The organism is Paenibacillus azoreducens, from assembly GCF_021654775.1.
Classification (GTDB): Bacteria; Bacillota; Bacilli; order Paenibacillales; family Paenibacillaceae; genus Paenibacillus_AQ; species Paenibacillus_AQ azoreducens.
In genome coordinates, this window is sequence record NZ_AP025343.1 from 5,851,874 (window position 1) to 5,870,399 (window position 18,526).

Here is an 18,526-nt window from a genome sequence, read left to right on the forward strand (position 1 = left end):
GACCGATGATCTAAAAAAGAAATATATTAGTTCGCGAGGTGGATATTTGAGCATGATACGAAAACGAAGCAGACAATATTTTGCAAAAAACATATTTCTTAGGACTAAACTCCTGATTTTTATTTTTGCTCTTTTTGCATCCGGTTTTCCCTCTGATATTCATGCGGAGGGCACTTCTGAACAGGCATATCCGCCGGAAGCATTCGACGCCATGTTCGTGCTTGATACTAGCTATTCGATGAATCACGCCGACCCGAACCGAATGGCCGGGGAAGTGATCCGTATGTTTATGGATATTAGCGATGCAAGCCGCACCCGTGTCGGATTCGTCGCGTACAACCACCAAATCGTGGCCGAAAGGTCGCTGACTCCGATCTCCGTAGCCGCGAAGAAAAACGAAATCAAACAAGAAATAAGCGGCCTCCGCCGGGCCGGATATACCGATTTGGGGCTCGGGCTGATCACCGGAAGCAAGCTCCTGTCCACAGGCCAACAGGCGAATCAGAAGGAAGGCCGGAAGCCGTTTATGATTCTGCTGTCCGATGGCGAGACGGATTTTGGCCCCTTCCAGCAGAAGCGGACCAAAGCCGACTCGGCCAAAGATGTAAGCAGCGCGATCGCGCAGGCGAAGAAGCTGGGTTACCCGATCTATACCATCGGGCTGAACCATGACGGCACCGTCAACCCCAGCGAATTGAAACGGATCGCCAGCCAGACGGGAGGCGCATTCTACAGTACGAGCAGCGCCGATGACCTGCCGGAGATTTTCAACCGGATTTTTGCCAGGGAAATGCGGTCCGTTCTGCTACCGATCGCCGGCGTGACAGCCACAGGCAATCTGCAGGAGGTTCAGGTTGACATTCCCAACTCCAGCATGGATGAAGCCAACATCATTTTGCTGTCCGAACATCCGCTTAAAGAAGCCCAATTGTTCTACAGCACAGAAAATATCCGGATGTTCAAATCGGCAAGCTATACGCTGATTAAAACTTCGCAGCCCAAAAAAGGCACGGCCAGGCTGAAATTCCGAGGGACGGCGGGGGATTTGGTCAAAATCAATTTGCTGGGCAGCTATGCCATGGAAGCCGAAGCCGCTTTGAACGGAAAAGAAGCGATTAAAGGAAAACCGGCGGGAATTGAAGCTTTTCTCATACGAACGGATGGCAGCGGGCGTTTGCAGGAAGCCGAAGTTTATGCCTCTTTGACAGCCAAGCTGATTGTGAAGGATTTGGCCGCTAAGAAGGAAAATGTGATCGAAATGAAAAATGAAGGAACCCGTTTTTATGCGGAATATGTTTTTCCGAAATCGGGCAAATACGAATGGCGTGTTGCGCTCGACGGACCTATTCTTTTCAGGAATACCTCAGCCAAACTCGAGAACATCGTGAATATCCCGCCATCTTTCCATGGCAAGCAGCAGCTGCGGCTGATCAAAGAAGATGGGCAAAACACGGTGAGTTTAAGCGATCTGTTCGTGGATGAAAACGGGGATCCTTTGACATACCGGATTCAGGCTGAAGAATCATCAGGAGCCAAGTTCGAAGCTGAAATTAAAGGGGACAAGCTTCTGCTGTCGCCGCTTCATACCGGACAAGGCGTCATTTCCGTAACGGCAGCGGACCCTGAAGGAGGGGAAGCCTCCGCTGTGCTTACCGTCACCGTCCAATCGAAATATACCGTGCTCAAATGGAGTATTGCCGGAGTGTTCGCCCTGCTGCTTCTTGGCATTGGGTTATTCCTGTGGCTGCGTCCGAAACCCGCTTTAACCGGCAAGCTGGAAGGGTATTTCCTGGCTACGGCCAGCGGTACCGATATTCCGGTAAAATATTGGCCGCTAACCTCGTTCGCCAAACATAAGGTCAGCCTGATGGAGCTGTTCCAGAGTCTTGACGTTCATGAACCGCTCCCGGAAGCGGAACGGATTGTATTCACCGCAGGCAAGAAGGGACGCCTCTTCGTGAAGCACGCGACGCGGTGTTCTCTTGTGCGAAACCGTACGCCTCTTGCCGTAAACAAAAAAGAAGCCCTCGAATATAATGACAAATTGTACATCACATTCGAGGACGGGGTTACGGAAATCGAGCTCCGGTACAAAGCGATCAAACCAAGCACCAACATCTTTATCCGGACGGATTCTTCCGGCGAAAAAACGGGCTAGCCATATATTCCAGCATAATCGCGGCTTTAAACCATTGCAGCGAGGAACAGCGCTTATCCTGAGATACGGTTAAACCGCGTTTGACGGCATGGGACAGGAAAGGCCAGCGGCGGTTCAGGCCTGTTCCAAGCCGATCAAGATGATCATTAAACAATCGTTTTCTTACATCCGTCGGAGCCGTTCTGCGGCAGCAGTAATACAGCACCGCCGCCAAGCTGTAAATGTCGCTGACCGGGTTCTGGCGGGATTTCTCCGAATATAATTCAAGCGGCGAATATCCGGTGGTCGTAAATATCGGGTAAACGCTTCCTTGATTCTGATAAGTGACGGCCGAGCCGAAATCAAGTAATGTCACGCTGCCGTCCTTGCCAATCATGATATTTCCCGGTTTCAAATCACGATGGATGATTCCCAGTCCGTGCAAGTATTTCAAGGTATCAATCAGCGGAATCATCGTTTTATACAGAATTCCCGGATCCATTTCATCCGGAAGCGCGGCGATATAGCGATCAAGCGTCATTCCTTCAACATATTCCGTAACGATATAGGCCGTGCCGTTTTGCTCTAGATAGTCCAATATCCGGACCACCCCAGGGTGCTGACTCTTGCGCAGCAGATCGCCTTCATTTTTGAATGCGCTCCGGAGTTCGTTATATTTGTCCTCGCCCGTACCTGCTTTGCGCAGCACGCCGACTCCGTCTTTTCCCCTCCGCACCAGCGCCGCAGGGAAAAACTCTTTAATAATGCATTTAATTCCCTTCTCGTCATTCCGCGCCGCATAAACAATCGCGAGTTCGCTTGCGGCAACCATTTTGCGAATACGATACACCGAAGTATCCCCGTTCGAATCGCCTAGTTTAAAGTTTCTTTTCAGGTAAAAATCTTCCGCTACTTTGTTCACTTTGATCCTCCGCCATGAAATCATCGTATTTTCCGAACCGACCGCCTTCCGCGAGGCGTCAAGCTGTATCTTTATACTTTGTGCCTTTATGCCTTTACGGCCCATGCCATGTTTCTGCTTGCCATGTTTCTGCTAAAGTAGTTCCCGATAGAGGTTGCGCTTATATTATTAATATCGTATTTTTCGCCTAAAACTTAAATTTAGCAGACATGGAAAATGCAGACGTTCCATATTCCCATACATTTTTCCAGAAAAAATCTTCGCCAAAAAAGCCCGCTTCCCCTTACCTAGGAAAACAGGCCAGTACCCTTCCATCTTTATGCCATTTCCACAATCGGCAGCGAAATAATAAATTCCGTTCCTTCGCCCACGGTGCTGTTGACGGCAATATATCCCTTGTGGTTTTTGATAATCCGATAACTGACAGACAGTCCAAGGCCTGTCCCGCTTTCTTTGGTCGTAAAAAAAGGATCAAACAGATGGGTAAGCGTGTTATGGTCCATTCCCCTGCCATTGTCCGAAATGCAAATATGTACATTTTTTTGGTCCCGATGCGCGCGAATTTCAATTAATCCGCCGTTTTCGCCGCTCAAGTGATCGATGGCATCCATCGCATTTTTGACAATATTCAAAATCACCTGCTTAATCTGCTTTACATCCACAGAAATATGCAGCGGCAGGCTGTCTTCATGCAAAATCACCTGGCAGCCTTTCATCAGCGCTTCGCTTTCGGTCAGCAGCACGACTTCCTTCAGCAGCGAGGGGACCGAAATAACGGTCGTCTGCGGTGCGGAAGGTTTGGAAGAATTCAAAAATTCATATATGATATCATTGGCTCGATCGATCTCCATCAAAATAATGCGAGCGTATTCATCTTTTCCTAGTTTAATAAGGTGGGGACGCAGCAATTGAATGAAGCCGCGGATAGCGGTGAGCGGATTACGAATTTCATGGGCAATCGATGCGGAAATTTTGCCAAGCATGGCAAGTTTGTCATTGCGGTATGCGGTTTGCTCAATTTGTTTAAAATCTGACACGTCCTTGACGCTAAACAAATAGTCCCCGTCCATTTGGTCGCCATCCGTTACCGTAAGCAGCCACTGCCTGCCGGATTCGTCCGTCAGTTCATGGTATTTTTTGCGGTGAATCAGCGTTTCCCGGTAAATCCGTAGAATCTTCTTTTTCTTGTACCGGCTGAGCTGTGGATGACGCAAAATCTGCACCATCGTACAACCCGTTAAAGATTTGCGGGAAACCTCAAGCAATTTTGCCATCTGCACGTTAATAAAAGTCAGAACACCCTCACTATCAAACAGCATGATGCCGCTGTCCAAATGCTCCAGAATGTTTTCGTACTTGTTCTTAACCAACTGCGTAGATTGAAAAGCCTCAAGGGACTGTAACAGCGTCTCCTGGATATCGCCCAACACGATACTCCCCCTTTTCAAGAAAATGAAAGAATCATTCTCTCCTCCGTCTCCTATTCTTCGCCTGCACGACAAACCATTTAAAAAGAAGATGACAACCTATATCTATGGATGTATTTTCGATGAACGACAATACCACCCGGCAGCGCTCAAGCCTTCGAATATCCGCAAACATAAAAAGATAATTTTATCATAGACAAGGCAGACCGAAAACTCAATCGGAAAAACTGTCGAAAAAGCAATTTTGAAGTAAAATTCACCCAATAGTACCACAAAAGCCCTTAAATCAAAGGAAAAAGATAGACTACAATATACCGTCCTCCTACAGCTTGACCATTGCAAAACAAAAGCACCACATACATGAAGCTGCATGTACTGATGCTTTCAGATTACTATCAACCTAGGCATTCCTGCCTAGGAGATAGACTGATATCATGTTTTAGGCCTTATGCTGCAGCCGCAATCTCCGCTGACTCATAACCGCCAATCTCTTCTTTAATTCACCTTCCCATTTCTCATCTTGCATTTGCTTGGCAAAAGTTAATAAATCCAAGGCCATATCGATTTGGCTTTGCACGATGTCCTTGGGATCCTCCTCTTCGCAGTTGACGACATTTTCAAAAATGGACTCCTCGTCTTCTGTAACATAATCCTGAAAGTCAATCTCCGCAGCTCCGTCACCATGCGCATATTCAGCTAAAATTTCATATTCATTTTCAACTTTATAATGAACTTCAACCCGGTGGCACACGGGACAGAACAGCAGGGGAACATTATGGACCTGAGTGCGATAGTGCTTTAATGTCCCCTTCGTCCCGACCATACTCGCTCCGCAGCAAAAACTCATGTCAGTTCACCCTCCTTTGAATCCACCGTATTCTTCCTAAATGTATTCGCTTTATTCTATGACAATTCCTTTTTCAGTTCAATGAGGAGCAATAAAAATTAATTCAGTGCCTGTCACTACAAGGTGTAAAAAGCCCCCGTTGCCGGCATGAGGGGAATTCCTCCAATGGCAAAGGGGGCTTGTCCTATGTCGAAGCTTAGTCTGCAAGCAGATTTTTGTCGCCTGGTCTCCAGTTCATGGCGCAAAGTCCGCCGGATTGCAGAGCCTGCAATACACGGAGTGTTTCTTCAACGCTGCGGCCGATATCATTGTGGTTCACCACTTGATATTTCAACTCGCCTTCAGGGCTGATAATGAACAGGCCTCGCAGAGCAACGCCTTCCTCTTCGATATATACGCCGTAGTCTCTGGCAACGGTTCTGGTGAGGTCCGAAGCAAGCGGAAAGTTGATTTTTCCCAGACCATTGGCATCACGCGGCGTGTTGATCCAAGCTTTGTGGCTGTGGATCGAGTCTGTGCTTACGCCCAGAATTTCACAGTCAAGCGCCTTGAATTCGGCAGCCGCTTCGCTCAGGGCTGTAATTTCGGTTGGGCACACGAATGTGAAGTCCAAAGGATAGAAGAAAAATACGAGCCATTTGCCGCGGTAGTCGCTCAAGGATACTTTACTGAAATCGGAGCCGTCACCGAGTACGGTTTCCATCGTAAAATCAGGAGCTGGTTTGCCAACTAAACGTTCTGCCATGTGTAAAATCCTCCTTGGATGATATCTATAGAAGGTGGAAATTTGTCTTTTCCATCCCTTCTATAATGTAAAGAAAAACACGCGTTTTTCTTGTTTTCGAATTATGTAAGATCCCCTCGGAATCCACATGTAAGATGTTATCATTCGGCCATTTCAAAGTCAAGATTGTAATCATTATTTATTAATAATTATTATAATTAATTTGCGCTTATGAACAAAAGCTTCCTATTATAATAGGGTATCATTCCGCCATGCCAGCTGCCCTATTTTTTTCTTATCAAAGACGGATTTTTTGAACAACCTCTTTAAGTGTTCTGTTTTCCTGCCGCTACATGCCGCAAGCGGACATCACTTGGAAGAAGTGACGCCCGCTTGCATGGGTTAACTGCTAACTGATTATTTTTTGATCGCTGCCACAATCAGGTCACCCATCTCGCGGGTGCCTACGGCCTTGCTCTTATCGACGGCAATGTCGCCGGTGCGATGTCCCTCATTCAGAACCTGAGTTACAGCCGCTTCAATCGCATCCGCCGCATCCGCATAACCAAAGGTCAAACGAAGCATCATGGCAAGTGACAGAATCGTCGCGATCGGGTTCGCCAGATTCTGTCCGGCAATATCAGGTGCGGAGCCGTGAACAGGCTCATACAAACCGAATGCCCCCTCGCCCATTGAAGCCGATGCCAGCATGCCGATCGAACCTGTAAGCATGGCTGCTTCATCACTGAGAATGTCGCCGAACATGTTTTCCGTAACAATCACGTCAAAGCTTGCCGGACGGCGGAGCAGCTGCATCGCGCAGTTGTCCACGAGCACATGCTCAAGTTCAACATCCGGGTATTCCGCTGCAACGCGGATGACAACTTCACGCCACAAACGGGAGGTTTCCAGCACATTGGCTTTGTCAACAGAAGCCAGTTTTTTGCGGCGCTTCTGGGCAATTTCAAAAGCCTGGCGCACGATGCGCTCTACTTCGGCTGCGTTGTACACGCAAGTATCAACCGCTTCTTCCCCTTGCTCGCCTTGACGTCTGAATTTATCTCCAAAATAAATCCCTCCGGTCAATTCCCGAACAACCATCAAATCCGTTCCTTCAAGCACTTCCGGTTTCAGTGTCGAAGCATCCTTCAGACAGTCGAACACAACCGCCGGACGCAGGTTGGAGAATAGTCCAAGCGCTTTGCGAATGCCCAGCAGCCCTGTCTCCGGACGCAGTTCCTTGGGATTGTTATCCCATTTCGGTCCGCCAACAGCGCCCAGCAGAACAGCATCGGCATTTTTACAAATGGCAAGCGTCTCTTCCGGAAGCGGCGTGCCCTTCTCGTCAATAGCGATTCCCCCAAAGAGGGCATGCTCTGTCTCAAATGCATAGCCGAACACTTCTTCCGCACGTTTTAACACTTTCTCGGCTTCTGCTACGACTTCAGGTCCAATTCCGTCTCCGCTGATTACGGCGATTTTTTTCACTTCTGGCATGTTTATCGACACTCCTTCTGGTTACTTCCTCACTGATCACATTATTCTATCTATTGTTGTATCATAACCTCTAGGGTATTGACCAAGATATAGAATCTATCACCTTTATAGCTTTTTCCTATAACCTTCAAGTTTTTGCTTTCTTATATCTTAAAATACCCGCTGCAAAGCATAAATTCCTACATTCCCATTCCTGGTTATTCCAGTTAAAATAGTCCTTGTAATGCCTATAACTATCGCCGAAGGAGTTGACGATTTTGCAATACGCCTATCTCGGTAAATCAGGTCTTAAAGTTAGCCGCTTATGTCTGGGCACGATGAATTTCGGCCCTGCGACGGATGAAAAGGAAGCGTTCCGGATCATGGACGCCGCCTTGGATGCAGGAATTCAGTTTTTTGATACCGCTAACATTTACGGCTGGGGGCAAAATTCCGGTCTGACGGAAACGATCATCGGCCGCTGGTTCGCGCAAGGCGGAGGCCGCCGCGAAAAGGTGGTGCTCGCCACCAAGGTGCACGGAGACATGCATGACCCTGCCGACGGGCCGAATGGTGCGGTAGGCTTGTCTGCCTACAAGATCCGCCGTCATCTCGAGGGTTCGCTGAGACGCCTGCAAACCGATCATATCGAACTGTATCAGATGCACCATATAGATCGGCATGTTTCCTGGGACGAACTTTGGGGGGCGTTCGAGCTGGCAGTAGCTCAAGGCAAAATCGGTTATGTCGGCTCCAGCAATTTTGCCGGCTGGCAAATTGCAGAGGCACAGGTCAAAGCGCAAAACCGACACTTTCTCGGTCTAGTTGCCGAGCAGCATAAATACAATTTGAACTGCCGGCTGCCAGAGCTCGAAGTGCTTCCCGCCGCTCAAGCGATGGGACTCGGCGTCATTCCGTGGAGCCCGCTTGACGGTGGGATGCTCGGACGCAATGCGCTGAAAATGCTGGAAGGTACGCGCAGCGGCAGAAATCCGCAAAAGATCGAAAAACATCGCGACCAACTGGAAGCGTTTGCAGATTTGTGCAATGAGCTTGGCGAACCGCAGGACAACGTCGCGCTTGCCTGGCTCATGACCCATCCTGCCGTTACAGCTCCGATCATCGGACCAAGAACGTTGGAGCAGCTTGAGAGCTCGCTGCGCGTCATTGACATTAAACTGGATGAAGCCGTATTGAAACGCCTGGACGAAATATTCCCGGGGCCCGGAGGAGAAGCACCGGAAGCCTACGCCTGGTAATGATTTCATGATACTTAAATTCCTTAAACGACTCGAATTCAGGGCAAACAAATAACCCCGCAAAGGAAATTGATGCAAAAGTGCATCTATTTACGCCACAACGGCTTGTTTTAGATAAAAAGCTTGCGAAAGTGCAAGCTTTTTTCCTTTTTCTGAGCAACAAGGTCATTCATGGTCAAAAAGATGCACTTTCGCAACAATTCTGCCTCCTACATCACAAAACGCCTGAAAAGGATGCACTTTCGCAACAATTCTGCCTCCCGCATCACAAAATGCCTGAAGAGGATGCACTTTCGCAACAATTCTGCCTCCCGCATCACAAAATGCCTGAAGAGGATGCACTTTCGCAACAATTCTGCCTCCCGCATCACAAAACGCCTGAAAGGATGCACTTTCGCAACAATTCTGCCTCCCACATCACAAAACGCCTGAAGAGGATGTACTTTCGCAACAATTGCACTTTGACTTCAAAACTCGAGGATAGCAAATCCTTCTGATTAACATGAAAAAGTTCCCCTTACAGAAACTGCTGCAAAAGTCGAGTCAATAGAAAAACCGATGCGGCCCGCTAGAGATCGCGGAGCCGCATCGGATAAGTTCATTTTCAGTTTGGTGATTAGAATATACTTTCGAATTATTTCTTGATCCAATGCATCATTTCACGAAGCTGTTTGCCCACGATTTCAATCTGATGATTGGCTTCGTTGCGGCGGGTTGCATTCAGGAATGCGCGGTTGGATTGGTTTTCAAGGATAAAGTCCCGAGCGAACTTACCTTGCTGGATATCGGCAAGCACTTCTTTCATGGCTTTCTTCGTTTCTTCGGTCACGACGCGAGGTCCAGTCACATAGTCGCCGTATTCAGCGGTGTTCGAGATGGAGTCGCGCATGTTAGCCATGCCGCCTTCATAAATCATGTCGACGATCAGCTTCATTTCATGCAAGCACTCGAAGTATGCCATCTCAGGAGCATAACCTGCTTCTACGAGCGTTTCGAAGCCGGCTTTGATCAGGGCTGTGACGCCGCCGCAAAGTACAGCTTGTTCACCGAACAAGTCGGTTTCGGTTTCTTCGCGGAACGAAGTTTCGATAACCCCTGCACGGGTACAGCCGATGCCTTTCGCATAAGCAAGGCCGATTTGCTTTGCTTGTCCTGTAGCGTCCTGCTCGATAGCGATGAGACCCGGCACGCCAAAACCTTCAACGTAAGTGCGGCGAACCATGTGGCCCGGAGATTTAGGCGCTACCAGAAGCACGTCCGCATCTTTAGGAGCCACGATTTGCCCGAAATGAATGTTGAAGCCGTGGGAGAACATCAATGCCGCGCCTTTTTTCAGGTTTGGCTCGATATCGTTTTTATACACCGCAGCTTGTGTTTCATCCGGCATGAGAATTTGCACGATGTCCGCTTTGCTTGTTGCTTCTGCAACGGAATAAACTTCAAAGCCGTCGTTTTTTGCTTTGTCAAAGGATTTGCCTTCACGCAGGCCGATAATAACTTTTACGCCGCTATCACGCAGGTTTTGTGCTTGGGCATGCCCTTGGCTTCCGTAACCGATGACGGCAACGGTTTTGCCTTTCAATACGCTAAGTTCTGCATCTTGCTCATAATAAGTAGTAATTGCCATGTTAATATATCCTCCTTTGTTTTAAAAAAAGAACCCTTTATGAAGAGCGGGTGTTTCAAGAGATTGACCAAGGCACTTAAGCAGCTCCTCCAATCCCTTCAAACTCCCGCTCTTCGGCGGGAATTCATTTCAACTCGATTTTACAACTATACGTTTCCACGGATCATTGCAGTCACGCCTGTACGGGAAAGTTCCCGGATGCCATAAGGCTTCAGCAGTTCGATCATTGCATCGATTTTGGTTGTGTCCCCTACCACTTGAACCATCAGGTTATGGCTGCCGATATCTACCACCGCGGCCCGGAAGGTTTCCACCACGCCCATGATTTCAGGACGTTCCGACGGTTCGGCGTTTACCTTGATCAGCGCGAGTTCCCTAGCCACCATCGGATTGGAGCTGAGGTTGATGACCTTAATGACATCAATCAGCTTATACAGCTGTTTCTCAATCTGCTCCAATGTCTGCTCATCGCCTACGGTTACGATAACCATCCGCGAAAGTCCGGTTTCTTCGGATTGTCCAACGGTGATGCTTTCGATGTTGAAGCCCCGTCTTCCGAACAATCCGGAAACTCTCTGCAAAACGCCCGGCTGATCATTTACTAAAACGGCAATGGTATGTCTCGTACTCATAGTTATGCATCTCCCAACAACATTTGATCAATGGTCGAGCCTTGAGTTACCATCGGATAAACATTTTCACCCTTGCTGACCACGAACTCGACAACGACTGGTCCAGGCGTTTCAAGCGCTTCCGCCCAAGCTTGGCGCGCTTCTTCCTTGTTGGTTGCCCGGAGTCCTTTGACGCCGTAAGCCTCAGCCAGTTTCACGAAATCCGGACTTCCTTCCAGATCGATATGGCTGTAACGGTTGTCGTAAATCAGTTCCTGCCACTGGCGGACCATACCCAGCACCTGATTGTTGATGATTACAATCTTCACCGGGATGTTGTTGATTGCGCAGATCGCCAGTTCCTGCGAACACATCTGCATGCCGCCGTCGCCATTAACCGAGATGACGAGCCGTTCCGGATGTGCCATTTGGGCGCCGATTGCGGACGGCAGTCCAAAGCCCATCGTTCCAAGTCCGCCGGATGTGATCCAGGAGCGCGGCTGGTTGAATTTATAATATTGAGCCGCCCACATTTGATGCTGCCCAACATCTGTCGTAACAATCGCCTCGCCTTTTGTCGTTTCGTTCAGCATTTCGATAACCCATTGCGGCTTGAGCACCGTATCGGAATCCTGATAGCGGTATGGCTGCTCCGATTTCCACTTTTGGATTTGCGCTCTCCAGGCGTCCGCTTGATCCGCGCGGCTTACTTCCGGGTTAAGCATTTCCAGCACCGTTTTCACATCGCCGACGATCGGAATATCCGTTGGAACGTTTTTGCCGATTTCTGCCGGATCGATATCGATATGGACGATTTTGGCATGCGGTGCGAATCCGTTCAAGTTGCCTGTCACCCGGTCATCGAACCGGGCCCCGATATTGATCAGGAGATCCGATTCCTGGATGGCCATGTTTGAAGTGTAAGTTCCATGCATTCCCGGCATTCCTGTCCACAGCTCGTGGCCGCTTGGAAAAGCTCCAAGCCCTAGAAGCGTTGTCGTAATCGGAATTTCAGTCCGTTTGACGAATTCATACAGCGCTTCATGTCCTCCGGAGTAAATGACTCCGCCGCCTGCCAAAATCATCGGGCGTTCGGCATCTTGAATCGCCTGTACCAATTTATCCAGCTGCAGCTTGTTCGGCACCATCCGTGGATTATAACCCCGGAGGTTTACCGCGTTACTGCTGGGCTCAAACAAAGTCAATGCTGCTGAAACATCCTTCGGAATGTCGATCAGAACCGGTCCTTTGCGCCCCGTCGATGCGATGTGGAATGCTTCGTGGATGATACGCGGCAGATCCTTTACATCTCTGACCAAATAGCTGTGTTTGGTAATCGGCATCGTAATCCCGGTGATATCCGCTTCCTGGAAAGCATCGGTGCCGATCAGGCTTGTGGCCACGTTGCCGGTGATGACAACCAGAGGAACGGAATCCATATAAGCGGTGGCAATTCCTGTGACCAGATTAGTCGCCCCCGGTCCCGACGTTGCAATACATACGCCGACTTTGCCGCTTGCTCTCGCATAACCGTCTGCCGCATGGATTGCTCCTTGCTCATGACGAGTCAGCACATGTTTGAAATCCTCAAATCCATACATCGCATCGTAAATGTAAAGCACAGCCCCGCCTGGATATCCGAATACGCACTCGACGCCTTCAAGCAAAAGGCTGCGAAGCAATATTTCCGAGCCGGTAATGACTTCCGGCTTCATCCATTTCTCACGTAATTGTTCTGTAGATCGCACTTCAGGAATTTGCGCGCTCATCAGTCATCCTCCTCCTCAAAATTTACATACATGTAACATTATAAAAACAAAAAACCTTCCGCCCTCCACGCAAAATCTTCTGCGTGAGGGACGAAAGGTTATGCTTCCGTGGTACCACCCATTTTTGCCAAACATCTCGCGATGCCAGGCCTCATCAGGTATAGAACAAAGGATCGGCACTTCAGCTAATCCAGCCGTATCCTATACCTCAAGTCCGTAACGTGGACTTTGACGATTCCCCCTAATAGGCTTTAATGCTTTTCAGGAGAACAGCTCCGAGGTGAGCTCGTATAAAAGGGATTTTGGTGGAGGTTGCAGCAATTCCTCTCACTCTCTGAACAAAAGAGCCCTTTAAACTTCGTCCTCTTCATTGCCGATCACGATATTCGTTAAATGTTTAGACACATTATATGATCCATCGAACTTAAAAGTCAATACCCATATTTTCAAAAAGGGAAAATTGCCCCGCCGCAAATGGAACACCGTCTTCATCCTTCCCTCATATGATGACATGTATTCACCTTTGCAAAGTCCATCATGGAAGGGAGGACATTCCTGATGATCAGGTATCGGAGGCCCAAGCAAGACGATGCGTTCATCAACCGTTTAATCGATTCCCAGCTTGTCCCATTATCGCATCTATCCCCGGCTCAGCTCGAAGCCGTTCGTAAAGATATCCCGAAAAGACTTGGCCGCGGCATTACCTTGATCGCCTGCCAACGTTACGAGGATAACCCGCTTGGATTTGTACATTTTATCCTGCATGGCGATCTGCTTTACATCGACATGTTGGCCGTTGCACCCGAATCACAACGCAAAAGATGGGGCAATCTGCTGATGGCTCATGCCGAAAAATTTGCGGCGTCACGCGGGTGCACACGGTCTAAAGTGATGGTTGATGCCGGTAACGCCAGCGGATTATCTTTTTACCGGAAGCTAGGTTATATTGCAGTTCGATACCATGCACAATCACAATGCCATGAGCTGGAAAGGACCTTATAGCGGTTGTTCAAAAAGTCCGCTTTTGATAAGAAAAACGTCTATTGACGTACCTTCACAGCAGACAGACCACCTTTAGCGGTAGTTTTTCTTGCGATATAGAATTTCATCAGCGCAGCTATATAACGTATAAATTCTATATCTAGCACGGAGTAAATCAGGAAGCGGGCTCGGCATCGAATCTTGAATTCAGCCGGGCCTTCCGGTGCTCACGTACCCCAATGTACGCTCCGCTCCTCAGTCCCTATCTTCTTTCAACCTTCTCGGTGCTGAAAACCGACCTTTTTGAACATGTACTTTAGCCGCTCGTTGAAAAAAAGCCTGGGCAAACCGCTTTTGGCGGTTATTTGTCTTCTTCATGCACTATGCCGTTTTACGGCAACCTTCAGATACTCTAGTAATAGAATCCGCCCGGATATGCTCCCGGATATGGTCCATATCCTGGAACGCCGTATGGAACGGGGCCGGGACCGTATCCAAAACCGGGGCCGTAGAACCCGGCATATGGAGCCGTACCGATGGCCAGCAAATCGAACAAAACTAGAGGAATGATCGCCTTAGTTTGCACTTTTTTACCTCTGCTGCGCTCAAGAATTAGCCGATTGCCGGAGATTCGAACAAGTTTGCCTGTAACGAAATTTCCGTCTTTTTTGACAGCGACTATATGTTGACCGATCAGCTTTTGCGCTTGTTTACGGGTAACAGACTGTTGCATAAAAAAATCCCTCCTCCGAATAGGTTCAATAGCAGTCTATTCCTCAGGTTGTCATTGCGCTTGTTCCATAGCCCAGGAAGATCTTGAACTTTCCCAGGCGGTTCTTTGGACAAAGCCGCCGATCAACCGCAAAATAACCCCACAAAGAGTATCGGAAAGAAGTAAGGGCGCCTCTCAAAGAGGGGCGCTTTTGCGGAGCAAAAGTACTGAGTGGGCTTATGCCTCGATGCTTATTCCAAATACTATGCGAAGGACCCTTATAAATTCTATAATCGCAAAGAGGCTGCATCCTGGAAACGGATGCAGCCTCTTTTGATGTAAACCGATTGTTATTAACGCTTGCCCGGATCGTACGGGTCCCCGAGTGCGGCCGGAGCAGAAGACTTGCCCACCGCTGCCACGAGCACGATCACCGTAAGCACATACGGAAGCATGTAAATAAATTCCTGCGGAATATCCTTGGACCATGCGAATAATTGGAAATAGTTACCTATTGCCTGCGAGAAACCAAAAAACACAGCAGCTCCGAAGGCGCCAAGCGGATTCCATTTACCGAAAATCATCGCGGCGATCGCGATAAAACCCTGGCCTGAGATCGTATTATGCGAAAACGTGTTGGTCGTCGTGAGCGTAACCGTGGCGCCACCCAGAGCAGCCAACGCGCCGCTCAGAATAACGCCGACGTAACGCATACGCAGCACTTTGACCCCAACTGTGTCCGCAGCGCTCGGATGTTCGCCTACAGCGCGAAGACGGAGACCAAACGATGTTTTATATAGCACATAAAAAGCGACCAAAACTAAAATAATTGCCAAATAGGTCGTAGGATAGTTGTTGAAAAGCCCCTCGCCGATAATCGGTATTTCTGACAGCAGGGGTACAGGCCATTTGGTCAAACCTTCTTTGAGCAGGGTCGTTTCGCCTGCGCCGTCAAACAGCAGTTTAACCATGTAAAGCGTACTGCCTGCCGCCAAAAAGTTGATCACGACACCGCTGATGACCTGATCTGCCTTAAACGTAATCGACGCGACGGCATGAATTAGGGAAGCGATAATCCCCATCACCAAAGCCGCCAGTATGCCGATATACGGAGAAGCTGCCCCCATTCCCGCGTCTTCGGCATAAAAGGAAGCCACGCCCGCGGCAAACGCGCCGAAGGTCATCAAACCTTCAATCCCGATATTAACTACGCCGGACCGTTCAGAGAAGATGCCGCCCAGAGCAGCAAAAATAAGCGCCGTAGAAAAAACAAGCGTCGTATTAATCAGCTGGCCGATTGTTGTCATCCAATCCATTTACAACACCTTCTCTTTCTTACGCTTAAGGTAGAAGGGTTTGATAACCCAGCGTACAATGCCTTGTGCAGCAATAAAGAATATGATCGAACCGATGACGATCCGGATGATTTCCGGCGGCACATCTGCGCCGAAGCTCATCGCGGATGAACCGTAAGTGAGCATGCCAAACAAAGAAGCGGACAGCAAAATGCCAAACGGATGGTTCATGCCAATCAGCGCCACCGCAATTCCGTCAAAACCGACACCCGGAGAACCGGTAAAAATCGCTTGATAATGGAATACGCCCAGCACCTGGAAAGCCCCGCCCAAACCGGCAAACACGCCGCTGATAAACATCGCTTTTACGATATTTTTCTTCACGTTCATTCCGGCATAGCGGGCTGCATCTCCATTATGGCCTACGGCTCTAAGCTCATACCCCTGCTTGCTCTTCCACATATAGATAAAGAAAAAAACAGCAGCCAAAATCGCAATAACCGTCCCCCAATGCATACGCGCATTGTCAAAAGTGGAGGAAAGCCAGCCGATCGAGATAGAAGCAGTATCCTTGATGTCCTCGGATCTCTGCTGCCCTTTTATCAGCAGGAAATTGCGCACAATATAGTTACTTAAATATAAACCTGTCCAGTTCAGCATGATCGAAATGATAACTTCGTTCACGCCTCGTTTTGCCTTCAGGTAACCGGTGATCCCAGCCCAGATTCCGCCAGCTAGACCACCTGCAAGAATTGCAACGAGAGCATGAACCACAATCGGAAGTCCCGTGATTTTGATCCCGACAACGGAAGCTGCCGTCATACCGACGATATATTGTCCTTCGGCACCGATGTTAAAGAGACCGGCGCGGAAAGCAAACGCCACCGCAAGACCTGTCATGATGAGCGGCGTAATTTCACGAATGGTTTCCCCAAAATCATATACGTTGCCGAATACGGTAGAAAATAATGATCCGTAGGCCAGCAGCGGATCATAACCGCCAATTAGCATAATAACGGCACCGACAATAAGTCCAAGAATGATAGCTACGAGCGGTACCAGGAGGTTGTCGACAGAAAAAATCTTGAATAATTTGCTCATTATGCTTTCCCTCCCGCAACCTTGCTGCCGGCCATCATCAGGCCAAGCTCCTGGTCATTGGTTTCTTCAGGCAGAACCACGCCCACGATCTGCCCTTCATAAATAACCGCAATCCGGTCGGAAACGTTTAAGATTTCATCCAATTCAAAAGATATCAGCAAGACGGCCTTGCCTTGATCACGCTGCGCCACCAGCTGCTTTTGCACGAATTCAATGGCGCCGACGTCGAGGCCCCGGGTCGGCTGGGCTGCAATGAGCAGATCCGGATTTTTGTCTATTTCCCGGGCTATAATCGCTTTTTGCTGATTCCCGCCGGATAAAGAGCGCGCTTTTGTCTCTATACTTGGCGTTCTGACATCAAACTCCTCGATCAAACGTTTTGCCTGCGTATCGATTGCTTTTTTGTTCAAGAAACCCGATTTATTGTATGGCGCTTGATAATACGTCTCCAGCACCATATTTTCACTCATGGAGAAATCAAGGACAAGTCCATGCTTGTGCCGGTCTTCCGGAATATGGGACACGCCGCTTTCCGTAATCTGGCGCGGGCTCTTGTTGGTGATATCTTTGCCGTTCAGCTCAATTATGCCGCTATCGACATGTGCCAATCCCGTCAGAGCCTCAATCAGCTCGCTTTGGCCGTTGCCGTCGACGCCGGCAATCCCCAGAATTTCTCCTGCACGCACATTCAAATTCAAACCATTGAGTACGCCAATACCATCCTTGTTTTTCATCGTCAGGTTTTTCACTTCAAGCACGGTTTGCTGCGGCGAAGCCGGCTGCTTGTCCACTTTAAAGGACACATTTCGTCCGACCATTTTTTCCGCGAGCTCATTTGGATTGGTCTCCGACGTTTTCAAGGTATCAATGACCTTGCCGCGTCGGATGATCGTAACCGTATCGGAAATCTGCATGATCTCTTTGAGCTTATGCGTAATGAGAATAATCGACTTGCCCTCTTCTACGAGGCGTCTCATGATCCCCATCAGATCGCTGATCTCTTGAGGTGTCAAAACGGCCGTAGGTTCGTCAAAAATAAGAATGTCCGCACCACGGTAAAGCGTCTTTAATATTTCGACACGCTGCTGCATGCCGACGGAAATATCCTGAATTTTGGCATTCGGATTTACCTTAAGACCGTATTGGTCGGAAAGCTTCTTGATTTTGGCGACGGAAGTCTTGTAATCAAGCTGGATTCCCATTGTTTTCGGCTCCATGCCGAGCACGATATTTTCAGTTACGGTAAACGGCTGCACCAGTTTGAAATGCTGATGGACCATCCCGATCCCAAGATCAATGGCTTTATTGGGGCTATCGATGATCACAGGTTTGCCGTTGATCTCGATACTCCCTTCGTCAGGCTGGTACAACCCAAAAACGATATTCATCAAGGTGGATTTACCTGCACCGTTTTCGCCAAGAAGCGCATGAATTTCGCCCTTGTGCAGCTTCAAGCTGATGGAGTCGTTGGCAACAATGCCGGGAAAGCGCTTGGTTATTTGCTTCAACTCAACGACTGGGGTCGCTGCATCCATGAGATCACCCTTATATCATTAATTTTAAGCTTCAGGCTAGAAAGTAAGACAAGGCCAGTTTTACCAACCAGCCTTGCCCACTCGGGATTTCTCGCAAAATCCC

16 protein-coding genes are annotated in these 18,526 nt (G+C 48.7%); 4 read left to right on the forward strand and 12 right to left on the reverse strand.

Going from position 1 to position 18,526, the window contains the following annotated elements:
• Window positions 1-52 precede the first annotated feature (52 nt).
• Window positions 53-2,158 carry a VWA domain-containing protein gene (locus L6442_RS25915; RefSeq protein ID WP_212977080.1) on the forward strand — a complete coding sequence of 702 codons (2,106 nt, stop codon included), beginning with the start codon at window positions 53-55 and terminating at the stop codon, window positions 2,156-2,158.
• On the opposite strand, the gene L6442_RS25920 is transcribed toward L6442_RS25915, so the two are convergent.
• From L6442_RS25920 to leuB, 5 genes are all read right to left on the reverse strand, one after another.
• On the reverse strand, window positions 2,121-3,059 hold the full coding sequence (locus tag L6442_RS25920) for a serine/threonine protein kinase (RefSeq protein WP_237100091.1): 939 nt from the start codon (window positions 3,057-3,059) through the stop codon (window positions 2,121-2,123). The genes L6442_RS25915 and L6442_RS25920 overlap by 38 nt on opposite strands.
• Before the next feature lie 317 nt (window positions 3,060-3,376).
• Window positions 3,377-4,489: an ATP-binding protein gene (locus tag L6442_RS25925; RefSeq protein ID WP_194229889.1), complete on the reverse strand. Its 1,113-nt coding sequence runs from the start codon at window positions 4,487-4,489 to the stop codon at window positions 3,377-3,379.
• Between the two features lie 436 nt (window positions 4,490-4,925).
• Window positions 4,926-5,333 carry a hypothetical protein gene (locus L6442_RS25930; RefSeq protein ID WP_194229890.1) on the reverse strand — a complete coding sequence of 136 codons (408 nt, stop codon included), beginning with the start codon at window positions 5,331-5,333 and terminating at the stop codon, window positions 4,926-4,928.
• A 196-nt stretch (window positions 5,334-5,529) separates the two neighbouring features.
• Window positions 5,530-6,078, reverse strand: coding sequence for a peroxiredoxin (locus L6442_RS25935; protein WP_194229891.1), 549 nt, complete (start codon window positions 6,076-6,078; stop codon window positions 5,530-5,532).
• Window positions 6,079-6,474: 396 nt separating this feature from the next.
• Window positions 6,475-7,554 carry a 3-isopropylmalate dehydrogenase gene (leuB, locus tag L6442_RS25940; protein ID WP_212977081.1) on the reverse strand — a complete coding sequence of 360 codons (1,080 nt, stop codon included), beginning with the start codon at window positions 7,552-7,554 and terminating at the stop codon, window positions 6,475-6,477.
• A gap of 257 nt (window positions 7,555-7,811) precedes the next feature.
• On the opposite strand from leuB, the gene L6442_RS25945 reads away from it, so the two are divergent.
• Window positions 7,812-8,792 carry an aldo/keto reductase gene (locus L6442_RS25945; RefSeq protein ID WP_212977082.1) on the forward strand — a complete coding sequence of 327 codons (981 nt, stop codon included), beginning with the start codon at window positions 7,812-7,814 and terminating at the stop codon, window positions 8,790-8,792.
• Between the two features lie 80 nt (window positions 8,793-8,872).
• Entirely contained in the window at window positions 8,873-9,289 is a 417-nt protein-coding gene (locus L6442_RS25950) for a hypothetical protein (RefSeq protein WP_212977083.1), read from the forward strand.
• 137 nt (window positions 9,290-9,426) lie between these two features.
• Here L6442_RS25950 and ilvC read toward each other — a convergent pair whose 3' ends face one another.
• From ilvC to ilvB, 3 genes are all read right to left on the reverse strand, one after another.
• Entirely contained in the window at window positions 9,427-10,419 is a 993-nt protein-coding gene (ilvC, locus tag L6442_RS25955) for a ketol-acid reductoisomerase (protein WP_194234255.1), read from the reverse strand.
• A 146-nt stretch (window positions 10,420-10,565) separates the two neighbouring features.
• Complete coding sequence (gene ilvN / locus L6442_RS25960) at window positions 10,566-11,051, reverse strand: acetolactate synthase small subunit (RefSeq protein ID WP_194234254.1); 486 nt, start codon at window positions 11,049-11,051, stop codon at window positions 10,566-10,568.
• Between the two features lie 2 nt (window positions 11,052-11,053).
• A complete protein-coding gene (gene ilvB / locus L6442_RS25965) occupies window positions 11,054-12,799 on the reverse strand; it encodes a biosynthetic-type acetolactate synthase large subunit (protein ID WP_194234253.1) in 1,746 nt (581 codons plus the stop codon).
• Between the two features lie 558 nt (window positions 12,800-13,357).
• On the opposite strand from ilvB, the gene L6442_RS25970 reads away from it, so the two are divergent.
• Entirely contained in the window at window positions 13,358-13,801 is a 444-nt protein-coding gene (locus L6442_RS25970; protein ID WP_212977084.1) for a GNAT family N-acetyltransferase, read from the forward strand.
• A 391-nt stretch (window positions 13,802-14,192) separates the two neighbouring features.
• Here L6442_RS25970 and L6442_RS25975 read toward each other — a convergent pair whose 3' ends face one another.
• The 4 genes from L6442_RS25975 to L6442_RS25990 form a co-directional block, all read right to left on the reverse strand.
• The gene (locus tag L6442_RS25975) at window positions 14,193-14,513 is read right to left on the reverse strand and encodes a hypothetical protein (protein WP_212977085.1); all 321 of its coding nucleotides are present in this window, start codon (window positions 14,511-14,513) and stop codon (window positions 14,193-14,195) included.
• A gap of 332 nt (window positions 14,514-14,845) precedes the next feature.
• Window positions 14,846-15,808, reverse strand: coding sequence for an ABC transporter permease (locus tag L6442_RS25980; protein ID WP_212977086.1), 963 nt, complete (start codon window positions 15,806-15,808; stop codon window positions 14,846-14,848).
• Entirely contained in the window at window positions 15,809-16,888 is a 1,080-nt protein-coding gene (locus L6442_RS25985; RefSeq protein ID WP_212977087.1) for an ABC transporter permease, read from the reverse strand. It abuts the gene before it with no gap.
• Entirely contained in the window at window positions 16,888-18,423 is a 1,536-nt protein-coding gene (locus L6442_RS25990; RefSeq protein WP_212977088.1) for an ABC transporter ATP-binding protein, read from the reverse strand. The genes L6442_RS25985 and L6442_RS25990 overlap by 1 nt, the downstream gene beginning before the upstream one ends.
• Between the last annotated feature and the right edge of the window lie 103 nt (window positions 18,424-18,526).

What these genes read in the sequence shown, in the direction of transcription:
- L6442_RS25915 (WP_212977080.1), top strand. Translation starts at nt 53, where the DNA reads ATGATACGAAAACGAAGCAGACAATATTTTGCAAAAAACATATTTCTT.
- L6442_RS25930 (WP_194229890.1), bottom strand. Translation starts at nt 5,333, where the DNA reads ATGAGTTTTTGCTGCGGAGCGAGTATGGTCGGGACGAAGGGGACATTA.
- L6442_RS25935 (WP_194229891.1), bottom strand. Translation starts at nt 6,078, where the DNA reads ATGGCAGAACGTTTAGTTGGCAAACCAGCTCCTGATTTTACGATGGAA.
- leuB (WP_212977081.1), bottom strand. Translation starts at nt 7,554, where the DNA reads ATGCCAGAAGTGAAAAAAATCGCCGTAATCAGCGGAGACGGAATTGGA.
- ilvC (WP_194234255.1), bottom strand. Translation starts at nt 10,419, where the DNA reads ATGGCAATTACTACTTATTATGAGCAAGATGCAGAACTTAGCGTATTG.
- ilvN (WP_194234254.1), bottom strand. Translation starts at nt 11,051, where the DNA reads ATGAGTACGAGACATACCATTGCCGTTTTAGTAAATGATCAGCCGGGC.
- ilvB (WP_194234253.1), bottom strand. Translation starts at nt 12,799, where the DNA reads ATGAGCGCGCAAATTCCTGAAGTGCGATCTACAGAACAATTACGTGAG.
- L6442_RS25970 (WP_212977084.1), top strand. Translation starts at nt 13,358, where the DNA reads ATGATCAGGTATCGGAGGCCCAAGCAAGACGATGCGTTCATCAACCGT.
- L6442_RS25975 (WP_212977085.1), bottom strand. Translation starts at nt 14,513, where the DNA reads ATGCAACAGTCTGTTACCCGTAAACAAGCGCAAAAGCTGATCGGTCAA.
- L6442_RS25980 (WP_212977086.1), bottom strand. Translation starts at nt 15,808, where the DNA reads ATGGATTGGATGACAACAATCGGCCAGCTGATTAATACGACGCTTGTT.
- L6442_RS25985 (WP_212977087.1), bottom strand. Translation starts at nt 16,888, where the DNA reads ATGAGCAAATTATTCAAGATTTTTTCTGTCGACAACCTCCTGGTACCG.
- L6442_RS25990 (WP_212977088.1), bottom strand. Translation starts at nt 18,423, where the DNA reads ATGGATGCAGCGACCCCAGTCGTTGAGTTGAAGCAAATAACCAAGCGC.